Origin of the sequence: Lonsdalea quercina subsp. quercina, from assembly GCF_000688695.1 — a bacterium.
In the GTDB taxonomy this organism is placed as follows: domain Bacteria; phylum Pseudomonadota; class Gammaproteobacteria; order Enterobacterales; family Enterobacteriaceae; genus Lonsdalea; species Lonsdalea quercina_D.
Window position 1 is genome coordinate 172,052 of the sequence record NZ_JIBQ01000003.1, and the last position, 27,000, is coordinate 199,051.

Below are 27,000 nucleotides of genomic sequence, written 5' to 3' on the forward strand. Positions count from 1 at the left end.
ACGGACACCTCCATGATGGAGAATGGGAGCCGGCTTGGACATGCTGGTGGGGCAGGAGCCTAAAGGGAACGAGATCAGGACGATTGTGAGGGAACGGCAGTCAAGGAAGAAAGAGGGATCGCCAGCGAGGGAATTGCGGGTCGGGATGACCACAAAGGAAAAGTTTTCAAGGATGAGCAGGGAAGCAACTGTGTAGCGGGATTGCTATAAAACGAATCGGGGGTACTGAGCAATCAGTACCCCCATTTTTTTGTTCCGGCGACATCTCGACATGAAGGCATTCGCGGGATGCCACCGCGCGGCATCGATGTTATCCTTTGCCGCCCTACTGTTAGCCTGTTTGAGATCCTGTATGAGTGAAGAAATTCAGCTTCGGCAAGCCCTGTTGGCCGTTGAGCATGCCCTGAGAGAAAGTGAATTGTGGCAGAGCAAGCCGCCGGAGGCGGAGGCCTTCTCAAGCGCTGAGCCTTTCTGCGTGGATACAATGGAAGCCCAACAGTGGCTGCAGTGGGTGCTGTTGCCTCGTATGCATGCGCTACTGGATAGCGGTGCGCCATTGCCTGAGCGTTTTGCCATTCATCCCTACTTCGAAATGGCTTTTGAAGGACGCGAAGCGGAACTACAGCTTTTACTGAACGCGCTGCGCGAGCTGGATGGTTTCTTTGGAGAATAAACCGATGTTGGACATTCTCTATCAGGATGAGTATCTGGTGGCGGTCAATAAGCCGCCCGGCTGGTTGGTACACCGCAGCTGGCTCGACCGCAAAGAGAAAGTCGTGGTCATGCAGACGGTGCGCGACCAGATTGGTCAGCACGTCTATACCGTTCATCGCCTAGACCGGCCGACTTCCGGCGTTCTGCTGCTGGCGTTATCCAGCGATGTCGCTCGCCAGCTGTCCACGCTGTTTGAACAGCATGACCTGAAGAAAACCTATCATGCCGTGGTACGCGGACACGTTTTTGATTCTGACACCATTGACTATGCTTTAACGGAAGAGCTGGACAAAATTGCCGACAAATTCGCCAATCCAGACAAGGGGCCACAGCCTGCGGTCAGCCATTATCGCGCGCTAGCGCAGGCGGAGATGCCGGTCGCCATCGGCCGTTATCCAACGTCTCGCTACACATTGATGGAACTGCAGCCGGAAAATGGGCGTAAGCATCAGCTTCGACGGCACATGAGTCACATTCATCACCCCATTATTGGCGACAGCACGCATGGCGATCTCAAGCAGAATCGCGGTATGGCTGCTCATTTTGGCTGCCAGCGGATGATGTTGCATGCCAGCTGTTTGTCGCTCGCTCACCCTGTTACAGGGGAGACGCTGGAGATTAAAGCGCGCTGGGATGAAACCTGGCAGAGCGTGATGTCGCAGTTCGGTTGGGAGGGTATTCTCCCTGATTTTGAAAGGGTTGAGTTTCCCGCGACCTGAGGTCAGGATAGCGGGGTTAATCTGTCTGATTGAGGGAGTTGCGTCATGGCGCAGATCGGTATTTTTGTTGGCACTGTTTACGGTAACGCGTTGTTGGTCGCTGAAGAAGCGGAAAATATTCTCAGAGAGCGCGGGCATGAAGTGAAGATTTTCGAGGGCGCCTCGTTGGAAGACTGGCTGACCTATCGTGAGCAGCAAGTGCTGGTGGTGACTTCCACGACAGGGCAGGGTGAACTGCCTGAGTCTATTGTCTCTTTGTACGCCGCGCTACGCGACACCTGCGGGCCCTTACCTCATATGGGATACGGCCTGATTGCGCTAGGCGACACCAGCTATGACGTCTACTGCGGCGGCGGTCGTCAATTCGATGCCTTGCTGCAAGAGCTAGGGGCAGAGCGAATCGGCGAAAGGCTGGAGATCGATGCGACAGAGCAGCCGGAACCGGAAGTGGTGTCCTGTGCATGGGTTGAAACGTGGGCTGATCAGGTGGAAAGCCGCGCCTAAGATTGACCTCGACGTCAGTGGCGCTAAATCAGCGCGAAAAAAACGGGGCTTCGGCCCCGTTTTGCTGCATAGCGCAAGGAAATGAGTGGATAGACGCCTTACCGGTTTTTGGTCAGCTTTTCCAAATCGGACTCAATCTCACTAATTTTGTTGGTGACGACGCTTTCCAGATGACGTAAGTCGGCCAGAATTTTGCGTTTCAGGTCAACTTCGACCTGTTCACGCTGACAGATCTGGTCTAGCTCATCAATGACATAGCGGAGATTAGGACTGATTTCGTTAATTTCCCGGAAGCCCTGACCCGCATTATCCGCCGCAATGGTTTTACGTTGACGGGGATATTTGAATTTCACGCTTTTGGCAAAAAACTCGCCTTTATCCTTGCGGAAATAGATTTTCAGAATGTCATTGCTGGCTTCTTGCCGCAGGCTATAACGGTCGATATCTTCCGGGTTGCTGATCCCGAGGCTCTTCAGATTGTCATACATAGCATCACCTCTTCCTGTTCTAAGCCATGCTACATTTTGTGCAATGCAGCGGTCCATATGCGCCGTGTTTCGACCGGTCATAAAAATGGCGGGTCATTTTTACCCGCCAAATGTAGATTTATCAGTCGATGGTGCGCAGCAGCTCGTTGATGCCCACTTTACCGCGGGTTTTCGCATCAACTTTCTTGACGATGACGGCGCAGTACAGGCTGTGGCTGCCATCTTTGGAAGGCATGTTGCCGGAAACGACGACAGAGCCTGCCGGTACGCGACCGAAGTGGACTTCGCCGGTTTCGCGGTCATAAATGCGGGTGCTCTGGCTGATGAACACGCCCATTGAAATGACGGAACCTTCTTCAACGATCACGCCTTCAACCACTTCGGAACGTGCGCCGATGAAGCAGTTGTCTTCAATGATGGTCGGGTTGGCCTGCAGCGGTTCCAGAACGCCGCCGATGCCGACGCCGCCGGACAGGTGGACGTTTTTACCGATCTGCGCACAGGAACCTACGGTGACCCAGGTATCGACCATCGTGCCTTCATCGACATAAGCGCCGATGTTGACGTAGGAAGGCATCAAGACGGTATTACGAGCGATAAAGGCGCCCTGACGTACGCTGGCAGGCGGCGCTACACGGAAACCCTCACGCTGGAAGCGCGCTTCGTCATAGTCGGCGAATTTCATCGGCACTTTATCGTAGTAACGTGTTTCGTTGCCATCGATGATGCGGTTTTCATTGATACGGAAGGAAAGCAGTACGGCTTTCTTCAGCCACTGATGAGTGACCCACTGACCGTCGATTTTCTCTGCAACGCGCAGCGCACCGCTGTCCAGCAGGCTGATGGCCTGATTGACCGCTTCACGCGTGACGGTATCTGCATTTGCCGGCGTAATTTCTGCGCGGCGTTCGAAGGCTGTTTCGATGACGTTTTGTAATTGCTGCATCCTGACTCTCTATCTCGTGATTACCAAGGTAATAATTAATTAACACAAGCCTACTTTATCGTTTGGGTTAAGGGCCTCTGTCAACCGTTGTTGCAATTTAAGCTGCAATTCAGGGCTTAACGCCCGCCGATCGTTGTCCGCCAGAATAAATAAATCCTCTACGCGTTCGCCGATGGTGGAAATACGAGCGCCGTGCAGCGATATGCGAAGTTCGGCGAAGACTTCGCCGACCTGAGCCAACAGGCCGGGTTGGTCAAGGGCGACCAACTCCATATAACTGCGGCGATCGGTATGCGTCGTCGGCAGAAAGCTGACTTCGGTCTCGACGCTGAAATGGCGGAGTTTGGACGATGTGCGGCGGAGGCGGGGAGAGTGGTAATCCTTCTGCGTCAGCGCTTGTTCAATCGCAAGACGAATCATGTTGTGACGATCTTGCGCTACCGGGGTGCCTTCCGGCTCCAGCACGATAAAGGTATCCATCGCCATGCCGTCACGGCTGGTGAAAATCTGCGCATCGTGAACGTTCAGATTACGGCGATCCAGCTCGCCCGCCACGGTGGCGAACAGATAAGGGCGATCGGGACTCCAGATAAAGATTTCCGTGCCGCCGCGCGTGGTGTCATCGCCGATGAGCACCAGCGGTTTGCTGGGATCGTGATTCACTAGGTGGAGGGCGTGCCAGGCCAGTTGATTGGGCGTGTGACGAAGGAAATAGTCGGCTCGGCAGCGGCTCCAAATATTATTCAGCGCAGTTTCGTCGATGTTGTCCATACGCAGCAGCGCCAACGCCTGCTGTCGATGATGTCGTACCCGTTTCCGAAGATCGGGCGAGTGTTGCATGCCGCGTCGCAGCTGTTTCTCGGTAGCGAAATACAACTCGTGCAACAGGCTTTGTTTCCAGCTATTCCACAGTGTTTCGTTAGTGGCGCAGATATCGGCGACGGTCAAATTAATCAGGTAGCGCAACCGAGTTTCGCTCTGCACTTCCTCGGCGAACTGCTGAATGACCGCCGGATCTTGAATATCGCGGCGCTGGGCGGTGACCGACATCATCAGATGACAGCGCACCAGCCAGGAAACCAGCTGTGCTTCGCGCAGATTCAAGCCGTGCAAGGCAGCGAACTCCAGCGCATCTTTCGCGCCCAGCTCCGAGTGGTCGCCGCCGCGGCCTTTGGCGATGTCGTGGAATAGCGCGGCCAGCAACAGCAGCTCGGGCTGCGGCAAACGGGGGTAAAGTTTGACGCACAACGGATGTTCTTCCAGGGTGGATTCATCGGCAAAGCTTTCCAGCTTGAGCAACACGCGAATCGTGTGTTCGTCTACGGTATAAGCGTGGAACAAATCGAACTGCATTTGGCCGACGATATTGCTCCACTGCGGCATGTATGCCCACAACACGCTATGCCGATGCATTGGCAACAGCGCCTGACTGACCGCGCGCGGATGGCGCAGAATGTTCATGAACAGGCTGCGGGCTTCCGGGATGGTGCATAATGGGCTGGCGAGGTGACGGCGGGCGTAGCGCAGTCGACGCAGCGTGGTGGAGTAGATACCGCTGATTTCCGGATGGCGCACCATGGCATAGAACATACGCATGATGGCTTCAGGCTTGCGGTCGAACAGGGTTTCATCCTGCAGATCGATAAGCGTGCCGCGTAGCTGAAATTCATCGTCCAGCATGCGCGGTTTTTCATGCGGATCGAGCGCCAGAATGGCCTCATCGAACAGCTGAAGCAGCATCTGATTAAGCTCGTAAACTCGTCGCGTGACGCGAAAGAAGTCTTTCATCATGCGTTCGACGGGCGCGTTTCCTTCACCTTGATATTGCAACAGTTGCGCCACGTTAAGCTGGCGGTCAAACAGCAACCGGTTGTCGTAGCGGCTAAGCTGCGAATGCAGGGCGAAACGGATGCGCCACAGGAAGCTTTGGCATTCGTTAAGTTCGTTGCGCTCGGCCTCCGTCAGGAACCCGAAGCCGACCATTTCATTCAGGGACGTTGCGCCGAAATGACGACGCGCGACCCAAAGCAGCGTGTGGATATCGCGCAGGCCGCCCGGGCTGCTTTTGATATCCGGTTCGAGATTGTAGCTGGTGCCGTGATAGCGCTGATGACGTTCGCGCTGTTCGGCGACTTTGGCGGCGAAGAATGAAGCCGATGGCCAGAAGTCGTCGCTGAAGATGTGTTTCTGCAATGACAGAAACAGGGCGACATCGCCGCAGATCATGCGGGATTCGATCAGGTTGGTCGCGACGGAAATATCTGCCCGACCCTCCTCCAGACATTCATCCAGCGTTCGTACGCTATGACCCACCTCCAGACGTAGATCCCAAAGCAGGGTAATCAACTGGCTGACGGCCTGTGACTGTGCTTCGTCAAATCCGTCACGGCTCAAGACGAGCAGGTCGATATCGGAGAGCGGATGCAGTTCTCCGCGTCCGTAGCCGCCGACGGCGACCAAGGCCGTCTGCTCGGCACTGTCCAATTGGTAAAAGTGCCACAGTCGTTGTAGCAGGCGGTCGATGAATTGCGTACGGGCGTCGATCAAGGTTTCCGCGCTGACGCCCGACTTGAACTCATCCGTCAGCCATATCTGGAACTGTTCAAGGTCCTGTTTCAGCGTCTGGCGTTCCAGCATGTCGTCGCTGAAGGTCAGCGGAGATTGGGGGGCGGGGTGGGCCGTCGTCGGCGTCCCGGGGGAGATATGCGGCAGGTCCTGATCGATTTCGTTCATGTACGGCGCCCATAAAAAAGCCGGCGATTGCCGGCAGCGGTTTATTCCTGATGCGTGATGATTTTTGGGATGGTGTCATCCTTACGCAACGTCATTATTTCGCATCCGTCCTCGGTCACCACAATAGTATGCTCGTATTGCGCCGACAAGCTGCGATCTTTGGTTTTCACCGTCCAACCGTCTTTCATGGTGCGAATGCGGAAGTCGCCGGCATTAACCATGGGTTCAATGGTGAACGCCATGCCGGGCTTCAGTACGACGCCGCCATCGTCTGCATCATAATGCAGAACCTGCGGTTCCTCGTGGAAGCCAGTACCGATACCGTGTCCGCAATACTCGCGCACCACGGAGAAATCCTGTGCCTCGACGAACTGCTGAATGGCTTTGCCAATCGAACGCAGACGAATACCGGGTTTTACCATTTTGATTCCCAGATACAGGCTGTCTTGCGTGACGCGGCACAGACGCTCGCCCAGAATCGTGGGTTTGCCGACGATGAACATTTTGGAGGTATCGCCGTGGAAACCATCCTTGATAACAGTCACGTCGATATTGACGATGTCGCCGTCTTTGAGATGTTTCTCATCGGAAGGAATGCCGTGGCAGATAACTTCATTGATGGAGATGCACACCGACTTGGGGAAGCCGTGGTAACCCAGGCAGGCTGAAATCGCATGCTGCTTGTTGGTGATGTGATCGTGACAAATGCGATCCAGTTCACCCGTAGTGACTCCCGGTACGACGTGAGGCTCGATGATTTCAAGCACTTCAGCCGCCAGTCGTCCAGCTACGCGCATTTTTTCAATATCTTCCGGAGTTTTAATAGAAATAGCCATTGAGTGTGTCCGCAGGTGTGAATGTTCCTAACGAAAATAGGGTCAGCAAAGAGTGACTTATGGTATCAGCCCTGCAAAGGACTGCCAAATCATCATTGGCGCGCGGGCGCGAAAGCGCAAGTAAAGTTGGTGTCAGGGGGCTGTTTATGGTATAAAGCGCGCCGGTGATCCGGCTGGGTTGCGATCAGACTTTGAATGCCAAACTTTGATCTCGCCATCGGGTGACTAAATACTCACTATGTGTAAATAACACACACGTGTCGGCACATTTGCCGGGGTGCTCTGCAGCATGCTGCGGGGTCGGCATAATGGGACACGTGGAGGCATAACCCCATACTTAATTTATAGAGGTAATCATGGCAACTGTTTCCATGCGCGACATGCTCAAGGCTGGCGTACACTTTGGTCACCAGACCCGTTACTGGAACCCGAAAATGAAGCCGTTCATCTTCGGTGCTCGTAACAAAGTTCACATCATCAACCTTGAAAAAACCGTACCGATGTTCAACGACGCACTGGCTGAGCTGAGCAAAATCTCTTCTCGCAAAGGCAAAATCCTGTTCGTTGGTACTAAACGCGCAGCAAGCGAAGCGGTAAAAGAAGCTGCTACCAACTGCGATCAGTTCTTCGTGAACCATCGCTGGCTGGGCGGCATGCTGACTAACTGGAAAACCGTTCGTCAGTCCATCAAACGTTTGAAAGATCTGGAAACGCAGTCTCAGGACGGCACTTTCGATAAGCTGACCAAGAAAGAAGCCCTGGTTCGTACTCGTGAACTGGACAAGCTGGAAAACAGCCTGGGCGGTATCAAAGACATGGGCGGTCTGCCTGACGCGCTGTTTGTGATCGACGCCGATCACGAACACATTGCGATCAAAGAAGCTAACAACCTGGGTATCCCGGTATTCTCTATCGTTGATACCAACTCCGATCCCGATGGCGTTGACTACATTATCCCTGGTAACGATGACGCCATCCGCGCCGTTAGCCTGTACCTGAATGCCGTTGCCGCAGCAGTGCGCGAAGGCCGTTCTCAGGACCTGGTTGAGCAGGCTGAAGAGAGCTTCGTCGAAGCTGAATAATAAGGCTGGCTCTATCGAGCCCTTATTAACCAGGTATTGATATATGTTGGTTAGGGGGCCTGTAAAGGCCNCCTTTTACTTATCTCCCCCATGAGATAACGAGGAAAAGATAATGGCTGAAATTACCGCTGCCCTGGTAAAAGAACTGCGCGAACGTACTGGCGCAGGCATGATGGAATGTAAAAAAGCGCTGGTTGAAGCGAATGGCGACATTGAGCTGGCCATCGACAACATGCGTAAATCCGGCCAGGCTAAAGCTGCCAAGAAAGCGGGTCGTGTTGCTGCTGAAGGCATCATCCTGACCAAGATTTCTGCAGACGGCAAATACGGCGTCATCGCTGAACTGAACTGTGAAACTGACTTTGTTGCCAAAGATGCCGGTTTCAAAGCGTTCGGTGAAGAAGTCGCTACCGCTGCTCTGAACGATCGCATTACCGACGTTGAAGCGCTGAAAGCCAAATTTGAAGATCAGCGTACTGCGCTGGTGGCTAAAATCGGCGAAAACATCAACATCCGTCGTATCTCCGTACTGTCCGGCGACGCGCTGGGTTCTTACCTGCACGGCGCGCGCATCGGCGTTATGGTTGCCGCGACGGGCGCAGACGAAGAGCTGATCAAGCACATCGCTATGCACATCGCCGCCAGCAAGCCTGAATACGTGAAGGCTGAAGATGTTCCGGCTGACGTTGTTGCCCGCGAGCACCAGATCCAGCTGGATATCGCCATGCAGTCCGGCAAACCGCGTGAAATCGCAGAAAAAATGGTCGAAGGCCGTATGCGTAAATTCACCGGCGAAATCTCTCTGTCCGGCCAGCACTTCGTGATGGACCCGAGCAAAACCGTCGGCCAGCTGCTGAAAGAGCACAATGCAGACGTCACCAGCTTCATCCGTTATGAAGTCGGTGAAGGTATCGAGAAAGCTGAAGTTGACTTTGCTGCTGAAGTTGCAGCAATGAGCAAGCAGTCTTAAGAAAAAAGAGGAGCCGCCGGTTGGCGGTTCCTTTTTATCCAGCCAAAAGAGTTCATGACATCGGGTAACTCGCTATTCTGCGAAACCGGGTGTAAGCAGTGTAACCATCCCCAATACGACGACAGCCTGTTAGGACAAAACACCATGGCAACCAACGCAAAACCCGTATATCAACGTATCCTGCTCAAGCTGAGCGGCGAAGCCCTGCAAGGCGCGGACGGTTTCGGTATTGATGCTAGCATTCTGGATCGCATGGCTCAGGAAGTGAAAGAACTGGTTGAGCTGGGCATTCAGGTCGGTGTGGTTATCGGCGGCGGCAACCTATTCCGCGGCGCTGGACTCGCCAAGGCGGGAATGAACCGTGTTGTGGGCGACCATATGGGGATGCTGGCGACGGTAATGAACGGTCTGGCGATGCGTGATGCCTTGCACCGTGCATACGTCAATGCCCGACTGATGTCGGCGATCCCGCTGAACGGCGTGTGCGATAACTACAGTTGGGCGGAGGCCATCAGCCTGCTGCGCAACAACCGCGTCGTGATTTTCTCGGCCGGCACCGGCAACCCTTTCTTCACCACTGACTCCGCAGCGTGTTTGCGCGGCATCGAGATCGAAGCCGACGTGGTCTTGAAGGCGACTAAAGTCGATGGCGTTTACTCTGCCGATCCGGTAAAAGATCCGAATGCGACTTTGTACGAAACGCTGGACTACCAGGATGTGCTGGAACGTGAGCTGAAGGTCATGGATCTTGCCGCATTTACGCTGGCGCGAGACCACAACCTGCCGATCCGCGTGTTCAACATGAACAAGCCCGGCGCGCTGCGTCGTGTGGTGATGGGTGAAAAAGAAGGCACGCTGATCAGTAATAACGGCTAACGTCAAAGTAGGGTAATATCCTGCTTCGGCGATACAAGATAGCGCTATCGCTGCCCGCTACGGCTGGCATAAATTATTCACCGGATCATGCTAAGGCGTGATCTGACAGGCAACCAGTTTTCAAGGGTTCACAACGTGATTAATGAAATCAGAAAAGATGCTGATACGCGCATGGAAAAATGCGTAGAGGTTTTCAAAAACCAAATCAGCAAAGTCCGTACCGGACGGGCTTCTCCAAGCCTGCTGGACGGCATTCATGTGGAATATTACGGTAGCGCAACGCCGCTGCGTCAGGTCGCCAACGTGGTTGCGGAAGATGCCCGTACGCTGGCGGTGACGGTCTTTGACCGCTCTCTGAGCGCGGCCGTAGAAAAAGCGATCATGGCGTCCGATCTCGGTCTGAACCCGATGTCCGCGGGAACGGTCATTCGTGTACCGCTGCCTGCGCTGACGGAAGAACGCCGTAAAGATCTGATCAAAGTGGTTCGCGGCGAAGCCGAGCAGGGCCGAGTCTCCGTCCGTAACGTGCGCCGTGACGCGAACGATAAGCTGAAGGCGCAGTTGAAAGACAAAACCATCAGCGAAGACGAAGAACGCCGCGCTCAGGACGATATTCAGAAGCTGACCGACAGCTTTATCAAGAAAATCGACGCCGCGCTGGCTGATAAAGAAAAAGAGCTGATGGATTTCTAAATCTATCAGTCAGGACAGCGCCGCCAGTAGGTGAAGGTTTCTCCCTCCCTCTCGCGGCGCTTTATTTTTTACGCTTCCTTGATTCAGGTTTGGCGGTATCTATACCGGCTCAACCGGCATTGCCGACAGCAATGGAAGAGTCGAACTCCCGCCTGCTGCCACATCTGACAATCAACCGCTGTACGTATTAGAGCATCCCTATGAAGAAGCTGACAATTTTGGGTTCAACGGGTTCGATCGGCGTGAGTACGCTGGCTGTGGTCAGAGCGAATCCGAACAACTTTTCGGTCAAAGCGCTGGTAGCTGGGCGGAATGTACCGCGAATGGTGGAACAATGTCTGGAATTTCGCCCTGAATTTGCTGCGATGGCGGATGAAGACAGCGCAGGCGAGTTGCGTCGGCAGTTGAAAGAGCAGGGCTGTAAAACCGAGGTGCTGTGCGGCGAGCAGGGCGCCTGCGAGTTGGCCGGGCTGGATGGCGTCGACCAGGTTATGGCGGCTATTGTAGGCGCGGCTGGACTGTTGCCGACGCTGGCGGCGATCCGCGCAGGTAAGCAGGTACTGTTGGCGAATAAAGAATCGCTTGTCACTTGCGGTCATCTATTTATGCGTGAAGTGGCGGCTAACCGAGCCCAACTACTGCCTATCGACAGCGAACATAATGCTATTTTTCAGAGTTTACCTGAGCAAATTCAGCACCAGCTGGGGTACGCTGGCCTTATGGATTACGGCGTTGAACAGATTGTCCTTACCGGTTCCGGTGGGCCTTTCCGTGATACCGCGCTGGCGGACCTGAGGGCGATGACGCCCGATCAGGCTTGCGCCCATCCCAACTGGTCGATGGGGCGTAAGATTTCCGTGGATTCTGCGACCATGATGAACAAAGGTCTGGAATACATCGAAGCCCGCTGGCTGTTCAACGCATCGGATGAACAGATGGAAGTGGTGATTCACCCTCAGTCGGTTATCCATTCCATGGTGCGTTATCGGGATGGCAGCGTATTGGCGCAGTTGGGATCTCCGGATATGCGTACGCCGATTGCGCACGCGATGGCCTATCCGGCACGCGTCGCCTCTGGGGTACCGAAGCTGGATTTTTGCCAACTGGGCGCGTTGACCTTTTCGGCTCCGGATTATCAGCGTTATCCTTGTCTCACGCTGGCGATAGAAGCCTGTAACCACGGACAGGCGGCGACAACGGCGTTAAATGCCGCCAATGAGGTTGCCGTCGAGGCTTTTCTGCAGTCGGCTATCCGTTTTACGGACATCGCGCAGGTCAACCGGCAGGTGCTGGAGCAACTGGTACTGCCCGAACCCGACAGTGTGGATGATGTGCTGGCAATCGACCGCTGGGCAAGGATACAGGCACGGCAGGAACTGCAGCATTACCGCTGATTGGGCGGGGGTGCGCGTTTGTGGCAGGTGTTTTGAAATGGTATAGTCTGCGCCGCTAGGTGTAGGCTGTTTACGCGATAAGCCAACGGTAACGATAAGCTGTGCACGTTCACGGCTTTTTTTGCGCTGCCAGGTCCGATGACTGAAAGAACCTATCGATATTCTTGCTTGAGGAAATCAGTACACGCTATGCCCTCCAAAAATCAACAAGGCAGCCAAAGCCAGCAGTTATGCAGTCCTCGTCATGTGGCTATCATCATGGATGGTAACGGACGTTGGGCGAAGCAGCGGGGTAAACTACGCGTTTTCGGCCATCAGGCGGGAGTGAAATCCGTTCGCCGGGCAGTCAGTTTCGCCGCCCGTCATCAGTTGAACGCCTTAACGCTTTATGCGTTCAGTAGCGAGAACTGGAGTCGTCCGGCGCAAGAAGTGTCCGCGTTAATGCAGCTGTTCATGCGAGCGCTGGACAGCGAAGTGAAAAGCTTGCACAAACACAATGTCCGGCTGCGCATTATTGGCGACACCAGTCGCTTTAGTTCACGTTTGCAGGAGCGAATCCGTCTGTCGGAAGAGCTGACTGCGAATAATACCGGGCTTACCCTGAATATTGCTGCGAATTATGGCGGCCGTTGGGATATCATTCAGGGAGTCCGACAAATCGCCGAGCAGGTACAGGAAGGTGCGCTGCGTCCCGATACCATTGATGAAGCCACCCTGTGCCAGTACACCTGCCTTAACGAGCAGGCGCCGGTTGATTTAGTAATAAGAACGGGCGGAGAACATCGCATCAGCAACTTTTTATTGTGGCAAATAGCCTATGCTGAGTTGTATTTCACCGATGTCCTCTGGCCCGATTTTGATGAAGAAGTCTTTGAAGGTGCGCTGAATGCTTTTGCTCAACGAGAGCGTCGCTTCGGAGGAACCACGCCTAACGATGTCGTTGCATCCTAGGGGGACCTTTTGCTGAAGTATCGCTTGATTACTGCTTTAATTCTTATTCCTGCTGTTATTGCCGCGCTCTTTTTCCTGCCGCTGCTGGGATTCTCTTTGGTGACGTTGGCCGTTTGCATGCTGGCTGCCTGGGAGTGGGGACAGCTGGCTGGATTCGTTTCATACAGTCAACGTATCTGGCTGGCGTTGCTCTTTGGGCTGCTGCTGGCCGTCATGATGTTGACGATACCGGCTTACCAACGCTCAGTGCACGTGGTGCAGGTCTCTGCGTCGCTGTGGTCCTCTGTCGTCTGGTGGTGCGTTGCGTTGGTGATGGTGCTGTCCTATCCGGCATCGGCTCTCGCCTGGCGACATTCGCGCATATTGCGGCTGGTCGCCGGCATGCTGACTATTATCCCGTTCTTTTGGGGCATGGTGACGCTGCGTCAGATGGGCTACGAAGCCAACTCATTTACCGGCGCTTGGTGGTTGCTGTACGTCATGTTGCTGGTGTGGGGCGCCGACAGCGGCGCTTATGCCTTCGGTAAGCTCTTCGGCCGACACAAACTGGCGCCGAAAATCTCTCCGGGAAAAACTTGGGAAGGTTTGATCGGCGGGCTGGCGAGCTCCGCGCTGATTTCCGTTGTTTTTAATCATTTTGTTCCGCTGACAAGTTCGGGGCATATCCTGCTGATTTGCTCGATTGTCGCCGTGCTGGCTTCCGTATTGGGCGATCTGACCGAAAGCATGTTCAAACGCGAAGCAGGCGTTAAAGACAGTAGTCATCTTATTCCCGGTCACGGCGGGGTGATGGATCGCATTGATAGTCTTACGGCGGCGGTGCCTGTGTTTTCCTGCCTGATGCTGTTACTGTTCAAAGCTGTTTAGGGATACCGGTAGAGCCTGTTTATGATGAATATTCTCTGGAGTCTGGCCGCATTTATCGTCGCTCTCGGCGTGCTGATAACGGTTCATGAATTCGGCCATTTCTGGGTCGCCCGTCGGTGCGGCGTCCGGGTGGAGCGTTTTTCTATCGGCTTCGGAAAGGCGCTATGGCGACGTCGCGATCGTCAGGGCACCGAATATGTCATCGCACTCATCCCGCTGGGCGGCTATGTGAAAATGCTCGACGGCCGCGTGGCGGATATTCCGCCTGAATTGGCCGATCAGGCGTTTGACCGCAAGACCGTCTGGCAGCGCGCGGCCATTGTCAGCGCGGGTCCTATTGCCAACTTCATCTTTGCCGTTTTCGCTTATTGGCTGGTCTTTATTCTCGGCGTTCCGGGCGTGCGTCCGGTGGTTGGCGAAGTTTTGCCCGACTCGATTGCCGCGCAGGCGCAAATTTCGCCGGGGATGGAACTAAAGTCAATTGACGGTATCGAAACGCCTGATTGGGACAGTGTTCGTCTTGCGTTTATCAGCAAGATTGGCGACGCCGCTATGACGGTAGGCACGGCCCCGCTGGGGTCTTCGCTTATCGAACAGAAAAAACTGGATCTGCGCAGCTGGAGTTTCGAACCGGACAAGCAGGATCCCGCGGTTTCTCTGGGCATTGTGCCCCGCGGGCCGCAGGTTGAAGCGGTGTTGGCCGGAATTCAGCCCCATTCAGCCGCTGAAAAAGCGGGTTTGCAAGCTGGGGACAGGATCGTTAAAGTCGATGGTCAACTGTTGTCGCGCTGGCAACAGTTTGTCATTGCCGTCCGCGAACACCCCGGTGAGCGCGTCGAATTGTCGGTCGAGCGGGAAGGGGAAACGTTAACCATCACCCTAACCCCTGACAGCAAAACGGTAGGAAAAGACAAGATCGAAGGGTTTGCAGGCGTTATCCCGCGCGTGACGCCGCTACCTGAAGAGTATAAAACCGTTCGCCAGTACGGACCGTTCAGCGCTGTTTACGAAGCCACTGACAAAACGTGGCAGTTGATGAAGTTGACGGTTGGCATGATAGGGAAACTGATTGCTGGCGACGTTAAGCTGAATAACCTGAGCGGGCCGATATCCATCGCTCAGGGTGCAGGAATGTCAGCTGATTATGGATTGATTTATTACCTGATGTTTTTGGCACTGATAAGCGTCAATCTGGGGATCATCAATCTGTTCCCGCTGCCGGTATTAGATGGTGGTCACCTGCTCTTTCTGGCGATAGAAAAGCTGAAAGGTGGGCCGGTTTCCGAGCGTGTGCAGGACTTCAGTTATCGCATTGGCACAGTGCTGCTGATGATGTTAATGGGACTCGCACTTTTCAATGATTTCTCCCGCCTTTAAGGTGTGGATTAAGTTAGGAAAAACGCATAACAACGATGGCGATTAAAAAGTTGCTCTTAGCGTCGCTACTGTTCAGTAGCGCCACCGTATACGGTGCAGACGGATTCGTAGTGAAAGACATTCATTTCGAGGGCCTGCAACGGGTTGCCGTCGGTGCGGCATTGCTCAGCATGCCAGTCCGTGTTGGAGATAACGTCAGCGATGAAGACATCGGGAATATTATCCGAGCTTTATTTGCGACCGGAAACTTCGAAGATGTTCGAGTACTGCGGGATGGCAATACGCTGCTCGTGCAGGTGAAAGAACGTCCTACCATCGCCAGCATCACCTTCTCCGGCAACAAGTCGGTGAAGGAGGACATGCTGAAAGAGAACCTGGAAGCGTCCGGCGTTCGCGTGGGGGAAGCGCTTGACCGTACGATGATTTCCAACATCGAAAAGGGGCTGGAAGATTTCTACTACAGCGTCGGTAAATACAGTGCGACGGTGAAAGCCGTGGTCACGCCGCTGCCGCGTAATCGTGTCGATCTCAAGCTGGTCTTCACCGAAGGCGTCTCCGCCAAAATCCAACAGATCAACATCGTTGGCAACAAAGCGTTCAGCAGCGATGAGCTGATTTCACGCTTCCAGTTGCGCGACGAGGTGCCTTGGTGGAATGTGGTCGGCGACCGCAAATATCAGAAGCAGAAACTGTCCGGCGATCTTGAAACGCTGCGCAGCTTCTACCTCGATCGCGGCTATGCGCGCTTCAATATCGATTCCACTCAGGTGAGTCTGACGCCGGATAAAAAAGGCATCTATATCACCATCAACCTGACGGAAGGCGATCAGTACAAACTTTCCGGCGTCGATGTCCGCGGCAATCTGGCCGGGCACTCCGCTGAAATTGAAGGGCTGACCAAAATCCAGCCGGGCGAGCTGTACAACGGCACGAAAGTGACCCGGATGGAAGAAAGCATCAAGAAACTGCTGGGTCGCTATGGCTACGCCTATCCGCGCGTAATCACGCAGCCGGAAATAAACGATGCTGATAAGACGGTACGCCTGAACATCAGCGTGGACGCGGGCAACCGCTTCTCCGTTCGTCGTATTCGTTTTGAAGGCAACGACACCTCTAAAGACTCCGTGTTGCGTCGTGAGATGCGCCAGATGGAAGGCGGCTGGCTCGGCAATGATTTGGTCGACCAGGGTAAAGAGCGTCTGAATCGCCTCGGATACTTCGAAAGCGTCGACACGGAAACGCAGCGCGTTCCCGGCACGCCGGATCAGGTCGACGTGGTCTATAAGGTGAAAGAACGTAACACCGGTAGCCTTAACTTTGGTATCGGTTTTGGTACTGAAAGTGGCGTGAGCTTCCAGGCCGGGGTCCAGCAGGACAACTGGCTGGGTACGGGGAACTCTGTTGGGATCACCGGAACGAAGAACGACTACCAGACCTACATCGAACTGTCGATGACCGACCCGTATTTCACGGTGGACGGCGTGAGTCTGGGCGGTCGTGTCTTCTATAACGACTTTAAGGCGTATGACGCCGATCTGTCGGACTATACCAACCGCAGCTATGGCGCGGGTACGACGTTGGGCTTCCCGATTAACGAGAACAACTCGTTGCGTCTGGGTCTCGACTACGTGCATAACGACCTGTCCGACATGGAGCCTCAGGTCGCGATGTGGCGCTATCTCAATAAAGCCGGTGTTGAACCGGGCGTTGTGACCGGTAGCTCCGACAGCGCGAACTTCTCGGCGGACGACTTCTTCCTGACTCAGGGTTGGACCTACAACAACCTGGATCGGGGTTATTTCCCGACGTCGGGTAGCCGCGTGACGCTGAACGGTAAGGTGACGATTCCGGGTTCGGACAACGAGTACTATAAAGTCACTCTGGATTCGACCAGCTATCTGCCGCTGAGCGAAAATCGCAACTGGGTGCTGATGGGCCGCTCTCGTCTGGGGTACGGCGATGGTCTGGGCGGTAAGGAAATGCCGTTCTACGACAACTTCTACGCCGGTGGTTCAAGCTCGGTTCGTGGTTTCCAGTCTAATACCATTGGTCCGAAGGCCGCTTACTACAAATGTAACGGTACGGAGTCGTCCTATGCCGGTTGTCCGATCGATAAGGACAATCTTGATGATGCGGTGGGCGGTAACGCGGTCATGGTGCTGAGCGCCGAATTGATTGTGCCGACACCATTCATCAGCGAAAAATACGCCAACTCCGTGCGTACGTCCTTGTTCGTCGATGGCGGTACGGTGTGGGATACCCATTGGGAAAACACCCCGGCCTCGATTGCCGCGGGCGTGCCGGATTACAGCAAACCGGGTAATTTCCGCATATCCAGTGGTATTGCGTTGCAGTGGATGTCTCCGCTGGGGCCGTTGGTCTTCTCCTATGCCCAGCCGATCAAGAAATACGACGGGGATAAATCGGAGCAGTTCCAGTTCAACATAGGCAAAACTTGGTAATCTGAGGCCAGCAGAACGTATGCAGGCAAGCCGCACGGCAGGCAGCGTTGAGGACGCCGGCCCATATGGAGCGTTTCATCGCTGCCTGTTGTGCATACACGAGTGTGTTAAGACACAAATAGGTTAGCGTGAGGAGTTTATAGTGAAAAAGTGGTTGTGTGCCGCAGGTCTTGGCCTGGCATTAGCTGCATCAGCGGGCGTTCAGGCTGCTGATAAAATTGCAGTGGTAAACGTATCCAGCATCTTCCAGCAATTGCCGCAACGCGAAACCGTCGCCAAGCAGCTGGACAGTGAGTTCCGTGGCCGTGCGTCAGAGCTTCAGAATATGGAACGCGATCTGCAGCAGAAAATGCAAAAATTGCAGCGTGATGGCTCTACGATGAAAGCCAGCGAGCGCAGCAAGATGGAAAAAGACGTCATGGCACAGCGCGAACAGTTCTCCACTAAAGCGCAGGCATTTGATCAGGACAACCGTCGTCGCCAGATGGAAGAACGTAACAAAATCCTGAGCCGTATTCAGGATGCTGTGAAAAGTGTTGCCAGCAAACAGGGTTACGACGTCGTTATCGATGCTAACGCTGTAGCATATGCGGACAACGCGAAAGACATTACTGCCGACGTGCTGAAACAGGTTAAATAATTCGATGTTTTCAATTCGACTGGATGCTTTAGCACAACAGTTGGATGCACAGTTGCACGGTGATGGCGATATCGTCATCACCGCTGTCGCATCAATGCATTCTGCTCAGTCAGGTCAGATCACCTTCTTGTCTGACAGCCGTTATCGCGATCGCCTTGCGACCACTCAGGCTTCCGCCGTCGTGGTGACCGAAGCCGATCTGCCTTTCTGTCATACCGCCGCTCTGGTGGTGAAAAACCCTTATTTGACCTATGCGCGTATGGCGCAGGTGATGGATACGACGCCGGCGCCGGCCGAAGATATCTCACCTGCGGCGACAATTGCGTCGGACGCACGCGTAGGTAAAGGCGTCTCAATCGGCCCGAATGCGGTGATTGAGTCCGGCGTTGAGCTGGGCGATGGCGCCGTCATTGGCGCTAACTGTTTCATCGGCAAGAATACGCGCATCGGCGCAGGCAGCCGTTTGTGGGCCAATGTCACGATTTATCACAATGTCGTTCTGGGTGAACAGTGCCTGATTCAGTCTGGAGCGGTCATTGGCTCGGACGGCTTTGGTTATGCCAACGATCGCGGCAACTGGGTGAAGATCCCTCAGTTGGGTACGGTCATTATTGGCGACCGCGTTGAGATCGGCGCCAATACGACGATCGACCGTGGCGCGTTGGACGACACGATCATCGGCAACGGCGTCATCATCGATAATCAATGTCAGATTGCACACAACGTGGTGATTGGCGACAATACCGCAGTTGCCGGGGGCGTTATCATGGCGGGAAGTCTGACAATCGGACGTTACTGCATGATCGGCGGCGCCAGCGTAATAAATGGTCACATGGAAATTTGTGACAAAGTTACGGTGACGGGAATGGGGATGGTTATGCGTCCTATCACCGAGCCTGGTGTATACTCCTCGGGCATACCACTGCAGCCGAATAAAGCATGGCGTAAAACGGCAGCTTTGGTCATGAATATTGATGACATGAGCAAGCGATTGAAGGCCATAGAGCGAAAACTCGATAAAAGTTAAGTCCGTTGGCTTCAGTTCTACCGAGCTTTGCTGCAGGGAAGGGCAAAGCTGTTTTGCTTTGTTATTGGCAGACTGTGTGAGGCTCCCTCGATTGGGGAGCCGCAGTCTGCATTGTTGATGACGTTTTTATTAAGACAGGAAGAGTATTTTGAATACTGACACCCATACTCTGCACATTGAAGAGATTCTGGAACTGTTGCCGCACCGCTATCCGTTTTTGCTGGTAGACCGCGTACTGCATTTCGAGGAAGGTAAATTTTTACGTGCAGTGAAAAACATTTCCTTTAATGAACCCTTTTTCCAGGGGCATTTCCCAGGTAAACCGATTTTCCCCGGCGTGCTGATCCTAGAAGCTATGGCTCAGGCCACTGGTATTCTGGCGTTTAAAAGCGTCGGTAAACTGGAACCCGGCGAGCTGTACTACTTTGCCGCGATCGATAATGCGCGCTTCAAACGTCCTGTTGAGCCGGGCGATCAGATGGTATTGGAAGTGGAATTCATCAAAGAACGCCGTGGCGTCGCTCGTTTCAGAGGCGTTGCGAAAGTGGATGGTGAAATCGCTTGTGAAGCAGAGATGATGTGCGCTCGTCGTCGGGAGGCCTGATAACGTGATTGATCAAACCGCCTTTATTCATCCCAGTTCGATTGTTGAAGACGGAGCCGTCATCGGTGCCGGCGTACACATCGGCCCCTTCTGCTGGATCGGTTCTCAGGTAGAGATCGGTGCGGGAACGGTGCTGAAATCTCACGTCGTGGTTAACGGAGTCACCCGCATCGGAAAGGATAACGAGATCTATCAGTTCGTTTCCATCGGTGAGGTTAACCAAGATCTGAAATACGCAGGCGAGCCGACCCGCGTCGAGATAGGCGATCGCAACCGCATCCGCGAAAGCGTGACCATCCACCGGGGCACAGCGCAGGACGAGGGGTTGACTAAAGTCGGCAGCGATAACCTGCTGATGATCAATACGCACATTGCTCACGACTGTGTCGTGGGAAATCACTGCATCCTGGCGAATAACGCGACGCTGGGCGGCCATGTTTCCGTCGATGATTACGCTATCATCGGCGGTATGACCGCCGTACATCAGTTCTGTGTCATCGGTGCGCACGTCATGGTGGGCGGCTGCTCCGGCGTGGCTCAGGACGTGCCGCCGTACTTGATTGCTCAGGGGAATCACGCCACGCCGTTCGGTATCAATATCGAAGGGTTGAAGCGCCGTGGTTTTGATAAAGCGACGTTGCACGCAATACGCAACACCTACAAGCTTATCTACCGTAGCGGTAAGACGCTGGATGAGGTCAAGCCGGAGATTGAAGCGCTGGCCGCGGACCATCCTGCGGTTCAGGCTTACCTGGATTTCTTCACCCGCTCTACGCGCGGCATTATTCGCTGACGCTTATGACCCGTCCCCTGACTATTGCCCTTGTCGCCGGAGAAACCTCCGGCGATATTCTTGGCGCCGGTTTAATTCGCGCCATTAAAAACCAAGTCCCGAATGCGCGCTTTGTCGGCGTGGCAGGTCCGCGCATGCAAGCCGAAGGTTGTGAAGCCTGGTACGAAATGGAAGAGCTGGCGGTGATGGGCATCGTGGAGGTGCTGGAGCGCCTGCCGCGCCTGCTGAAAATTCGCCGGGATCTGACCCAACGTTTCACCGAGTTGCAGCCTGATGTCTTCGTGGGCATCGACGCGCCGGACTTCAACATCACGCTGGAAGGGCGGTTGAAGCAGCGCGGGATCACAACCATTCATTACGTCAGCCCTTCTGTGTGGGCCTGGCGCCAAAAACGCGTTTTCAAAATTGGTCGAGCCACCGATTTGGTGTTGGCCTTTTTGCCTTTTGAAAAGGCGTTTTACGATCGTTTCAACGTTCCCTGCCGCTTCATTGGGCATACCATGGCCGACGCGATGCCGCTGCATCCTGACAAGCTGGCCGCCCGGGCGACGCTGGGGATAGCTCCCGATGTTCGCTGCCTGGCGATACTGCCGGGGAGCCGCGGCGCAGAAGTCGAAATGCTGAGCAAAGATTTCCTTCTGACGGCCAGACTCTTGCGCGAATCCTGCCCCGATCTGGAGATTGTCGTACCGCTGGTCAACGCCAAGCGACGGCAGCAGTTCGAAGAGATCAAAAATGAGGTCGCGCCGGATTTGAATGTTCGTCTGCTGGATGGGTTAGCGCGCGAAGCGATGATTGCCAGCGATGCGGCGCTATTGGCCTCGGGGACGGCGGCGCTGGAGTGCATGCTGGCGAAATGTCCGATGGTGGTGGGTTATCGGATGAAGCCGTTCACCTTCTGGCTGGCCAGCAAGCTGGTCAAAACGCCCTGGGTTTCACTGCCCAATCTGCTGGCCGGGCGAGAACTGGTGAAAGAGCTGCTGCAAACCGAATGTACCCCGGACAAGCTGGCAGAGGCTTTGCTGCCCTGGTTACAGGACAGCGTTCAGGTCCACGAATTACAAGAAACCTTTTTACATCTGCACCAGCAGATACGCTGTGATGCCGATGAGCAGGCGGCTCAGGCGGTACTGGAGTTGGCAAAACCATGAATGATGTTTTCGTTTATCCGCAGGCAACCTGCATTGCCGGCGTGGATGAAGTCGGAAGAGGCCCGCTGGTGGGCGCCGTCGTGACCGCCGCCGTCATTCTTGATCCGGCTCGACCCATCGTCGGTCTGGCCGACTCCAAAAAGCTCAGCGCGAAACGGCGCGAGGCGCTGTATCATGAAATCAAAGAAAAAGCGCTGGCGTGGAGCCTGGGCCGGGCAGAGCCGGACGAAATCGACAGCCTGAATATCCTGCACGCCACCATGCTGGCGATGCAGCGCGCCGTGGCCGGTCTGTCATTGACGCCCGACTACGTGTTGATCGATGGCAACCGCTGCCCAGCCTTGCCGATGCCGTCACAGGCGGTCGTCAAAGGCGATAGCCGGGTGCCGGAGATCAGCGCCGCGTCCATCCTGGCGAAAGTGACGCGGGATCGTGAGATGGAAGCGCTGGATTTACTGTTCCCGCATTACGGTTTTGCGAAGCACAAAGGTTATCCCACGGCTTACCATCTGGAAAAACTGGCGATGCACGGCGCAACGCATCATCATCGCCGGAGTTTTGCTCCGGTGAAGCGGGCGCTGGGGCTGGCGTAACGCCAGCACAGATTATGTGATGCCTGCGGACATATGAGTCGCAGGCGACATTCGATTTAATAAATACTGGGATCTGGAGATGGCCGAACCACGTTTTGTTCACCTGCGTGTTCACAGTGACTATTCCATGATCGATGGGCTGGCTAAGGTCGGACCGTTGGTGAAAAAAACGGCGTCGATGGGCATGCCTGCGCTGGCGATCACCGACCATTCCAACCTGTGCGGTCTGGTGAAATTTTACGGCGGCGCTCATGGCGCTGGCGTCAAACCCATCGTCGGCGCTGATTTTTATCTTCAGAGCGAGGAGCTGGCCGACGAACTGGCGCACCTCACTATTCTGGCGATGAATAACGTCGGCTACCAGAATCTGACGCTGTTGATCTCTCGCGCCTNCCAGCGCGGCTATGGCGCCGCTGGCCCGACGATAGATCGCGACTGGCTGGTGGAACATCAGGAAGGCCTGTTGTTGCTGTCCGGCGGTCGTCAGGGCGACATCGGCAAATTCCTGCTGCGTGGCAATGACGCTTTAGTGGAACAGTGTCTGGCTTTTTATCAGGAACATTTCCCTAATCGTTACTATCTGGAGTTGATCCGTACCGGTCGGTCCGATGAAGAAAGCTATCTGCATGCGGCGGTAGCGCTGGCCACCAAGCACGGCCTGCCCGTCGTCGCGACCAACGACGTACGTTTCATCAACGCCGACGAATTCGACGCCCACGAAATTCGCGTCGCGATCCACGACGGCTATACGCTGGACGATCCCAAGCGGCCGCGCAACTACAGTCCCCAGCAGTACATGCGTAGCGAAGAGGAAATGTGCGAGCTGTTTGCCGACATTCCCGAAGCGCTGGCTAACAGCGTTGAGATCGCCAAGCGCTGCAACGTGACCATTCGACTGGGTGAGTACTTCCTGCCACAGTTCCCCACCGGCGATATGTCGACGGAAGATTATCTGGTCATGCGCTCTCGGGAAGGGCTGGAAGAGCGTCTTGCGTTCCTGTTTCCGGATGAAGAAGAGCGTGCGCAGCGGCGGCCAGCTTATGACGAGCGCCTCGATATCGAGCTGCAGGTCATCAACCAGATGGGATTCCCCGGCTACTTCCTAATCGTGATGGAGTTTATCCAGTGGTCGAAAGATAACGACGTGCCCGTGGGGCCTGGACGAGGTTCAGGTGCCGGGTCGCTTGTCGCCTATGCGCTGAAAATCACCGACCTCGACCCGTTGGCATTCGATCTGCTGTTCGAACGATTCCTGAACCCGGAACGTGTTTCCATGCCCGACTTCGACGTCGACTTCTGCATGGAAAAACGCGACCTAGTTATCGATCACGTGGCGGATATGTATGGCCGCGATGCGGTATCGCAGATCATCACATTCGGTACCATGGCGGCGAAGGCGGTGATCCGAGACGTGGGGCGCGTGCTGGGCCATCCGTACGGATTCGTGGATCGTATCTCCAAGCTGGTGCCGCCCGATCCGGGAATGACGCTGGAGAAAGCGTTTGCCGCGGAGCCGCAGCTGGGCGAAATCTACGAGGCGGATGAGGAAGTCAAAGCGCTGATCGACATGGCGCGCAAACTCGAAGGGGTGACCCGTAACGCCGGCAAGCACGCCGGGGGCGTGGTGATTTCGCCGACCAAAATTACCGACTTCGCGCCGCTGTATTGCGACCCGGAAGGGCAGCATCCGGTCACCCAGTTTGACAAGAGCGATGTGGAGTACGCCGGGCTGGTGAAGTTCGACTTCCTGGGTCTGCGTACGCTGACCATCATCAACTGGGCGCTGGAGATGATCAACCCGCGTCAGGAAAAGCAAGGGTTGCCGCCGGTCGATATCGCCGCCATTCCGCTCCACGACAAGAAAAGTTTCGACATGCTGCAGCGGTCGGAAACCACCGCGGTGTTCCAGCTGGAATCCCGCGGCATGAAGGACTTGATCAAACGTCTGAAGCCCGACTGCTTCGAGGATATGATCGCCCTGGTGGCCCTGTTCCGTCCGGGCCCGCTGCAGTCAGGGATGGTCGATAACTTCATCGACCGTAAACACGGTCGGGAAGCCATCTCTTATCCGGATATCGAGTGGCAGCACGAGTCGCTGAAACCGGTGCTCGAACCGACCTATGGTATCATCCTGTACCAGGAACAGGTGATGCAGATAGCGCAGGTGCTCTCCGGCTATACTCTGGGGGGCGCGGATATGCTGCGCCGCGCCATGGGTAAGAAAAAACCCGAAGAGATGGCCAAGCAGCGCTCGGTGTTTAAAGCCGGCTCAGAGAAGATGGGTATCGACGGCGAACTGTCGATGAAAATCTTCGACCTGGTGGAGAAGTTCGCCGGTTACGGTTTTAACAAGTCGCACTCGGCCGCTTATGCGCTGGTGTCTTATCAGACGCTGTGGCTGAAGGCGCACTATCCGGCGGAATTCATGGCCGCGGTCATGACGGCGGATATGGATAACACCGACAAGATCGTCGGACTGGTGGATGAATGCTGGCGTATGGGGCTCAAAATCCTGCCGCCGGACATCAACAGCGGTCTGTACCACTTCCACGTCAACGACGCCGGAGAAATCGTTTACGGCATCGGCGCGATCAAAGGGGTTGGCGAGGGGCCGATTGAGGCTATCATCGAAGCCCGTAATCAGGGTGGCTATTTCCGCGATCTGTTCGACCTCTGCGCGCGCACGGACATCAAAAAGCTCAACCGCCGTGTGCTGGAAAAGCTGATTATGTCCGGTGCGTTCGACCGTCTCGGCCCGCATCGCGCGGCGCTGATGAACTCATTGCAGGATGCGATGAAATCGGCCGAACAGCATGCGAAAGCGGAGGCTATTGGTCAGGTGGACATGTTCGGCGTGCTGGCGGAAACGCATGAGCAGGTCGAACAGTCCTACAGCACGGTTCCCCCCTGGCCGGAACAGGTCGTACTGGATGGTGAGCGGGAAACGCTGGGTCTGTATCTGACCGGCCATCCCATCAACCAATATCTGAAGGAAATCGAACGTTATGCCGCAGGCGTGCGTTTGAAAGATATGCACCCAACGGATCGGGGCAAAATCACCACTGCGGTGGGTCTCGTGCTTTCCGCCCGCGTTATGGTGACCAAGCGAGGCAACCGCATCGGTTTATGTACCCTGGACGATCGCTCCGGTCGTCTGGAGGTGATGTTGTTCACCGATGCATTGGATAAATACCAGCATTTGCTGGAGCAAGACCGAATTTTGATCGTCAGTGGACAGGTCAGTTTTGATGATTTCAGCGGCGGGCTTAAAATGACCGCGCGCGAGATTTTAGATATCAGCGAAGCGCGGGAAAAATATGCGCGTGGACTTGCTATCTCGCTGACTGACAGGCAAATTGATGACCAGTTGTTAAACCGTCTCCGTCAATCGTTGGATCCCCATCGATCAGGGACGATTCCGGTGCATCTTTATTACCAGCGGGAGGATGCGCGAGCTCGGCTACGCTTCGGCGCAGCATGGCGCGTGACCCCGACCGACGTGCTCCTGAACGATCTGCGCACCGTAGTGGGTAATGAACAGGTAGAACTGGAATTTGACTAATATAGGATTACTATGAGTCTGAATTTTCTTGATTTTGAGCAGCCGATTGCAGAGTTGGAGGCGAAAATTGACTCTTTGACCGCCGTCAGCCGTCAAGACGAAAAATTGGATATAAACCTGGATGAAGAGGTTAAGCGTCTGCGCGAAAAAAGCGTAGAACTGACGCGTAAAATCTTTGCCGATTTGGGCGCATGGCAGGTTGCTCAACTGGCACGTCATCCTCAGCGTCCTTACACGCTCGACTATATCAAACGCGTTTTCACCGATTTCGATGAGCTGGCAGGCGACCGCGCCTACGCTGACGATAAAGCGATCGTTGGGGGCATTGCGCGTCTGGATGGTCGTCCCGTCATGGTCATCGGCCACCAGAAAGGCCGTGAAACCAAAGAAAAAATTCGCCGCAACTTCGGTATGCCGGCGCCGGAAGGCTATCGCAAAGCGCTGCGTCTGATGGAAATGGCCGAGCGTTTCAAAATGCCGATCATCACCTTCATCGACACCCCGGGCGCTTATCCGGGCGTGGGCGCGGAAGAACGCGGCCAGTCTGAAGCGATTGCGCGTAACCTGCGTGAGATGTCCGAATTGAGCGTTCCCATCATCTGCACCGTCATCGGTGAAGGTGGCTCCGGCGGCGCGCTGGCGATCGGCGTGGGCGACAAGGTCAACATGCTGCAGTTCAGCACCTACTCCGTGATTTCCCCTGAGGGCTGCGCCTCTATCCTGTGGAAAAGCGCGGACAAGGCGCCGTTAGCCGCAGAAGCGATGGGCATTATCGCTCCGCGTCTGAAAGAACTGGGCCTGATCGACACGGTGATCCCTGAACCGCTGGGTTCCGCGCACCGCGACGTTGACGCCATGTCGGCTTCGCTGAAATCTCAGCTGCTGGCTGACTTGCGTGAGCTGGATGCATTCAGCGATCAGGAACTGTTGAATCGTCGTTACCAGCGGTTGATGAACTACGGCTACTGCTGATTGTTCTCTCCGTCTGAAAAAGTCCGTGGTCAGCAATGACCGCGGA

The 27,000-nt window shown here is 55.0% G+C and carries 24 protein-coding genes; 20 read left to right on the top strand and 4 right to left on the bottom strand.

What is annotated here, in order from left to right; genetic code table 11:
* Nucleotides 1-352 precede the first annotated feature (352 nt).
* Genes SB13_RS02065 through SB13_RS02075 form a run of 3 tightly spaced genes read left to right on the top strand, consistent with a single transcriptional unit; the run spans nt 353 to nt 1,937 of the window.
* Nucleotides 353-673, top strand: coding sequence for a YqcC family protein (locus SB13_RS02065; RefSeq protein WP_026738752.1), 321 nt, complete (start codon nt 353-355; stop codon nt 671-673).
* A 4-nt stretch (nt 674-677) separates the two neighbouring features.
* Nucleotides 678-1,433, top strand: a complete 756-nt coding sequence (gene truC / locus SB13_RS02070; protein ID WP_026738753.1) for a tRNA pseudouridine(65) synthase TruC — start codon at nt 678-680, stop codon at nt 1,431-1,433.
* Between the two features lie 45 nt (nt 1,434-1,478).
* Nucleotides 1,479-1,937, top strand: coding sequence for a flavodoxin (locus SB13_RS02075; protein WP_026738754.1), 459 nt, complete (start codon nt 1,479-1,481; stop codon nt 1,935-1,937).
* Between the two features lie 98 nt (nt 1,938-2,035).
* Here the strand turns inward: SB13_RS02075 and SB13_RS02080 are convergent, their stop codons facing one another.
* From SB13_RS02080 to map, 4 genes are all read right to left on the bottom strand, one after another.
* Entirely contained in the window at nt 2,036-2,425 is a 390-nt protein-coding gene (locus SB13_RS02080) for a DUF3461 family protein (RefSeq protein WP_026738755.1), read from the bottom strand.
* 121 nt (nt 2,426-2,546) lie between these two features.
* On the bottom strand, nt 2,547-3,371 hold the full coding sequence (gene dapD / locus SB13_RS02085) for a 2,3,4,5-tetrahydropyridine-2,6-dicarboxylate N-succinyltransferase (protein WP_026738756.1): 825 nt from the start codon (nt 3,369-3,371) through the stop codon (nt 2,547-2,549).
* Between the two features lie 39 nt (nt 3,372-3,410).
* Nucleotides 3,411-6,104, bottom strand: coding sequence for a bifunctional uridylyltransferase/uridylyl-removing protein GlnD (gene glnD, locus SB13_RS02090; RefSeq protein WP_026738757.1), 2,694 nt, complete (start codon nt 6,102-6,104; stop codon nt 3,411-3,413).
* Between the two features lie 41 nt (nt 6,105-6,145).
* The gene (map, locus tag SB13_RS02095; protein WP_026738758.1) at nt 6,146-6,940 is read right to left on the bottom strand and encodes a type I methionyl aminopeptidase; all 795 of its coding nucleotides are present in this window, start codon (nt 6,938-6,940) and stop codon (nt 6,146-6,148) included.
* A gap of 356 nt (nt 6,941-7,296) precedes the next feature.
* On the opposite strand from map, the gene rpsB reads away from it, so the two are divergent.
* The 17 genes from rpsB to accA all read left to right on the top strand — a co-directional run bounded on the left by rpsB (nt 7,297) and on the right by accA (nt 26,954).
* Complete coding sequence (gene rpsB / locus SB13_RS02100; protein WP_026738759.1) at nt 7,297-8,022, top strand: 30S ribosomal protein S2; 726 nt, start codon at nt 7,297-7,299, stop codon at nt 8,020-8,022.
* Between the two features lie 112 nt (nt 8,023-8,134).
* Complete coding sequence (tsf, locus tag SB13_RS02105) at nt 8,135-8,992, top strand: translation elongation factor Ts (RefSeq protein ID WP_026738760.1); 858 nt, start codon at nt 8,135-8,137, stop codon at nt 8,990-8,992.
* 144 nt (nt 8,993-9,136) lie between these two features.
* Complete coding sequence (pyrH, locus tag SB13_RS02110; RefSeq protein WP_026738761.1) at nt 9,137-9,868, top strand: UMP kinase; 732 nt, start codon at nt 9,137-9,139, stop codon at nt 9,866-9,868.
* Nucleotides 9,869-10,003: 135 nt separating this feature from the next.
* A complete protein-coding gene (gene frr / locus SB13_RS02115) occupies nt 10,004-10,561 on the top strand; it encodes a ribosome recycling factor (RefSeq protein ID WP_026738762.1) in 558 nt (185 codons plus the stop codon).
* 200 nt (nt 10,562-10,761) lie between these two features.
* A complete protein-coding gene (ispC, locus tag SB13_RS02120) occupies nt 10,762-11,955 on the top strand; it encodes a 1-deoxy-D-xylulose-5-phosphate reductoisomerase (protein WP_026738763.1) in 1,194 nt (397 codons plus the stop codon).
* Nucleotides 11,956-12,144: 189 nt separating this feature from the next.
* Entirely contained in the window at nt 12,145-12,906 is a 762-nt protein-coding gene (gene ispU, locus SB13_RS02125) for a (2E,6E)-farnesyl-diphosphate-specific ditrans,polycis-undecaprenyl-diphosphate synthase (protein WP_026738764.1), read from the top strand.
* A gap of 9 nt (nt 12,907-12,915) precedes the next feature.
* Nucleotides 12,916-13,773 carry a phosphatidate cytidylyltransferase gene (cdsA, locus tag SB13_RS02130; protein ID WP_026738765.1) on the top strand — a complete coding sequence of 286 codons (858 nt, stop codon included), beginning with the start codon at nt 12,916-12,918 and terminating at the stop codon, nt 13,771-13,773.
* 21 nt (nt 13,774-13,794) lie between these two features.
* Nucleotides 13,795-15,150 carry a sigma E protease regulator RseP gene (gene rseP, locus SB13_RS02135; RefSeq protein ID WP_026738766.1) on the top strand — a complete coding sequence of 452 codons (1,356 nt, stop codon included), beginning with the start codon at nt 13,795-13,797 and terminating at the stop codon, nt 15,148-15,150.
* Between the two features lie 35 nt (nt 15,151-15,185).
* Nucleotides 15,186-17,612, top strand: a complete 2,427-nt coding sequence (bamA, locus tag SB13_RS02140; protein WP_026738767.1) for an outer membrane protein assembly factor BamA — start codon at nt 15,186-15,188, stop codon at nt 17,610-17,612.
* A gap of 142 nt (nt 17,613-17,754) precedes the next feature.
* Nucleotides 17,755-18,252 (top strand): molecular chaperone Skp, encoded by a 498-nt coding sequence (skp, locus tag SB13_RS02145; protein WP_026738768.1) that lies wholly within the window; start codon nt 17,755-17,757, stop codon nt 18,250-18,252.
* A gap of 4 nt (nt 18,253-18,256) precedes the next feature.
* Nucleotides 18,257-19,279 (top strand): UDP-3-O-(3-hydroxymyristoyl)glucosamine N-acyltransferase, encoded by a 1,023-nt coding sequence (gene lpxD / locus SB13_RS02150; protein WP_026738769.1) that lies wholly within the window; start codon nt 18,257-18,259, stop codon nt 19,277-19,279.
* Between the two features lie 148 nt (nt 19,280-19,427).
* A complete protein-coding gene (gene fabZ / locus SB13_RS02155) occupies nt 19,428-19,883 on the top strand; it encodes a 3-hydroxyacyl-ACP dehydratase FabZ (RefSeq protein WP_026738770.1) in 456 nt (151 codons plus the stop codon).
* Between the two features lie 4 nt (nt 19,884-19,887).
* Nucleotides 19,888-20,676 (top strand): acyl-ACP--UDP-N-acetylglucosamine O-acyltransferase, encoded by a 789-nt coding sequence (gene lpxA, locus SB13_RS02160; protein ID WP_026738771.1) that lies wholly within the window; start codon nt 19,888-19,890, stop codon nt 20,674-20,676.
* A gap of 5 nt (nt 20,677-20,681) precedes the next feature.
* On the top strand, nt 20,682-21,827 hold the full coding sequence (gene lpxB / locus SB13_RS02165; RefSeq protein WP_036150015.1) for a lipid-A-disaccharide synthase: 1,146 nt from the start codon (nt 20,682-20,684) through the stop codon (nt 21,825-21,827).
* Entirely contained in the window at nt 21,824-22,420 is a 597-nt protein-coding gene (gene rnhB / locus SB13_RS02170; protein WP_026738773.1) for a ribonuclease HII, read from the top strand. The genes lpxB and rnhB overlap by 4 nt, the downstream gene beginning before the upstream one ends.
* A 79-nt stretch (nt 22,421-22,499) precedes the next feature.
* Nucleotides 22,500-25,982 carry a DNA polymerase III subunit alpha gene (gene dnaE / locus SB13_RS02175; protein ID WP_026738774.1) on the top strand — a complete coding sequence of 1,161 codons (3,483 nt, stop codon included), beginning with the start codon at nt 22,500-22,502 and terminating at the stop codon, nt 25,980-25,982.
* Nucleotides 25,983-25,994: 12 nt separating this feature from the next.
* Nucleotides 25,995-26,954 (top strand): acetyl-CoA carboxylase carboxyl transferase subunit alpha, encoded by a 960-nt coding sequence (gene accA / locus SB13_RS02180; protein ID WP_026738775.1) that lies wholly within the window; start codon nt 25,995-25,997, stop codon nt 26,952-26,954.
* Nucleotides 26,955-27,000 lie beyond the last annotated feature (46 nt).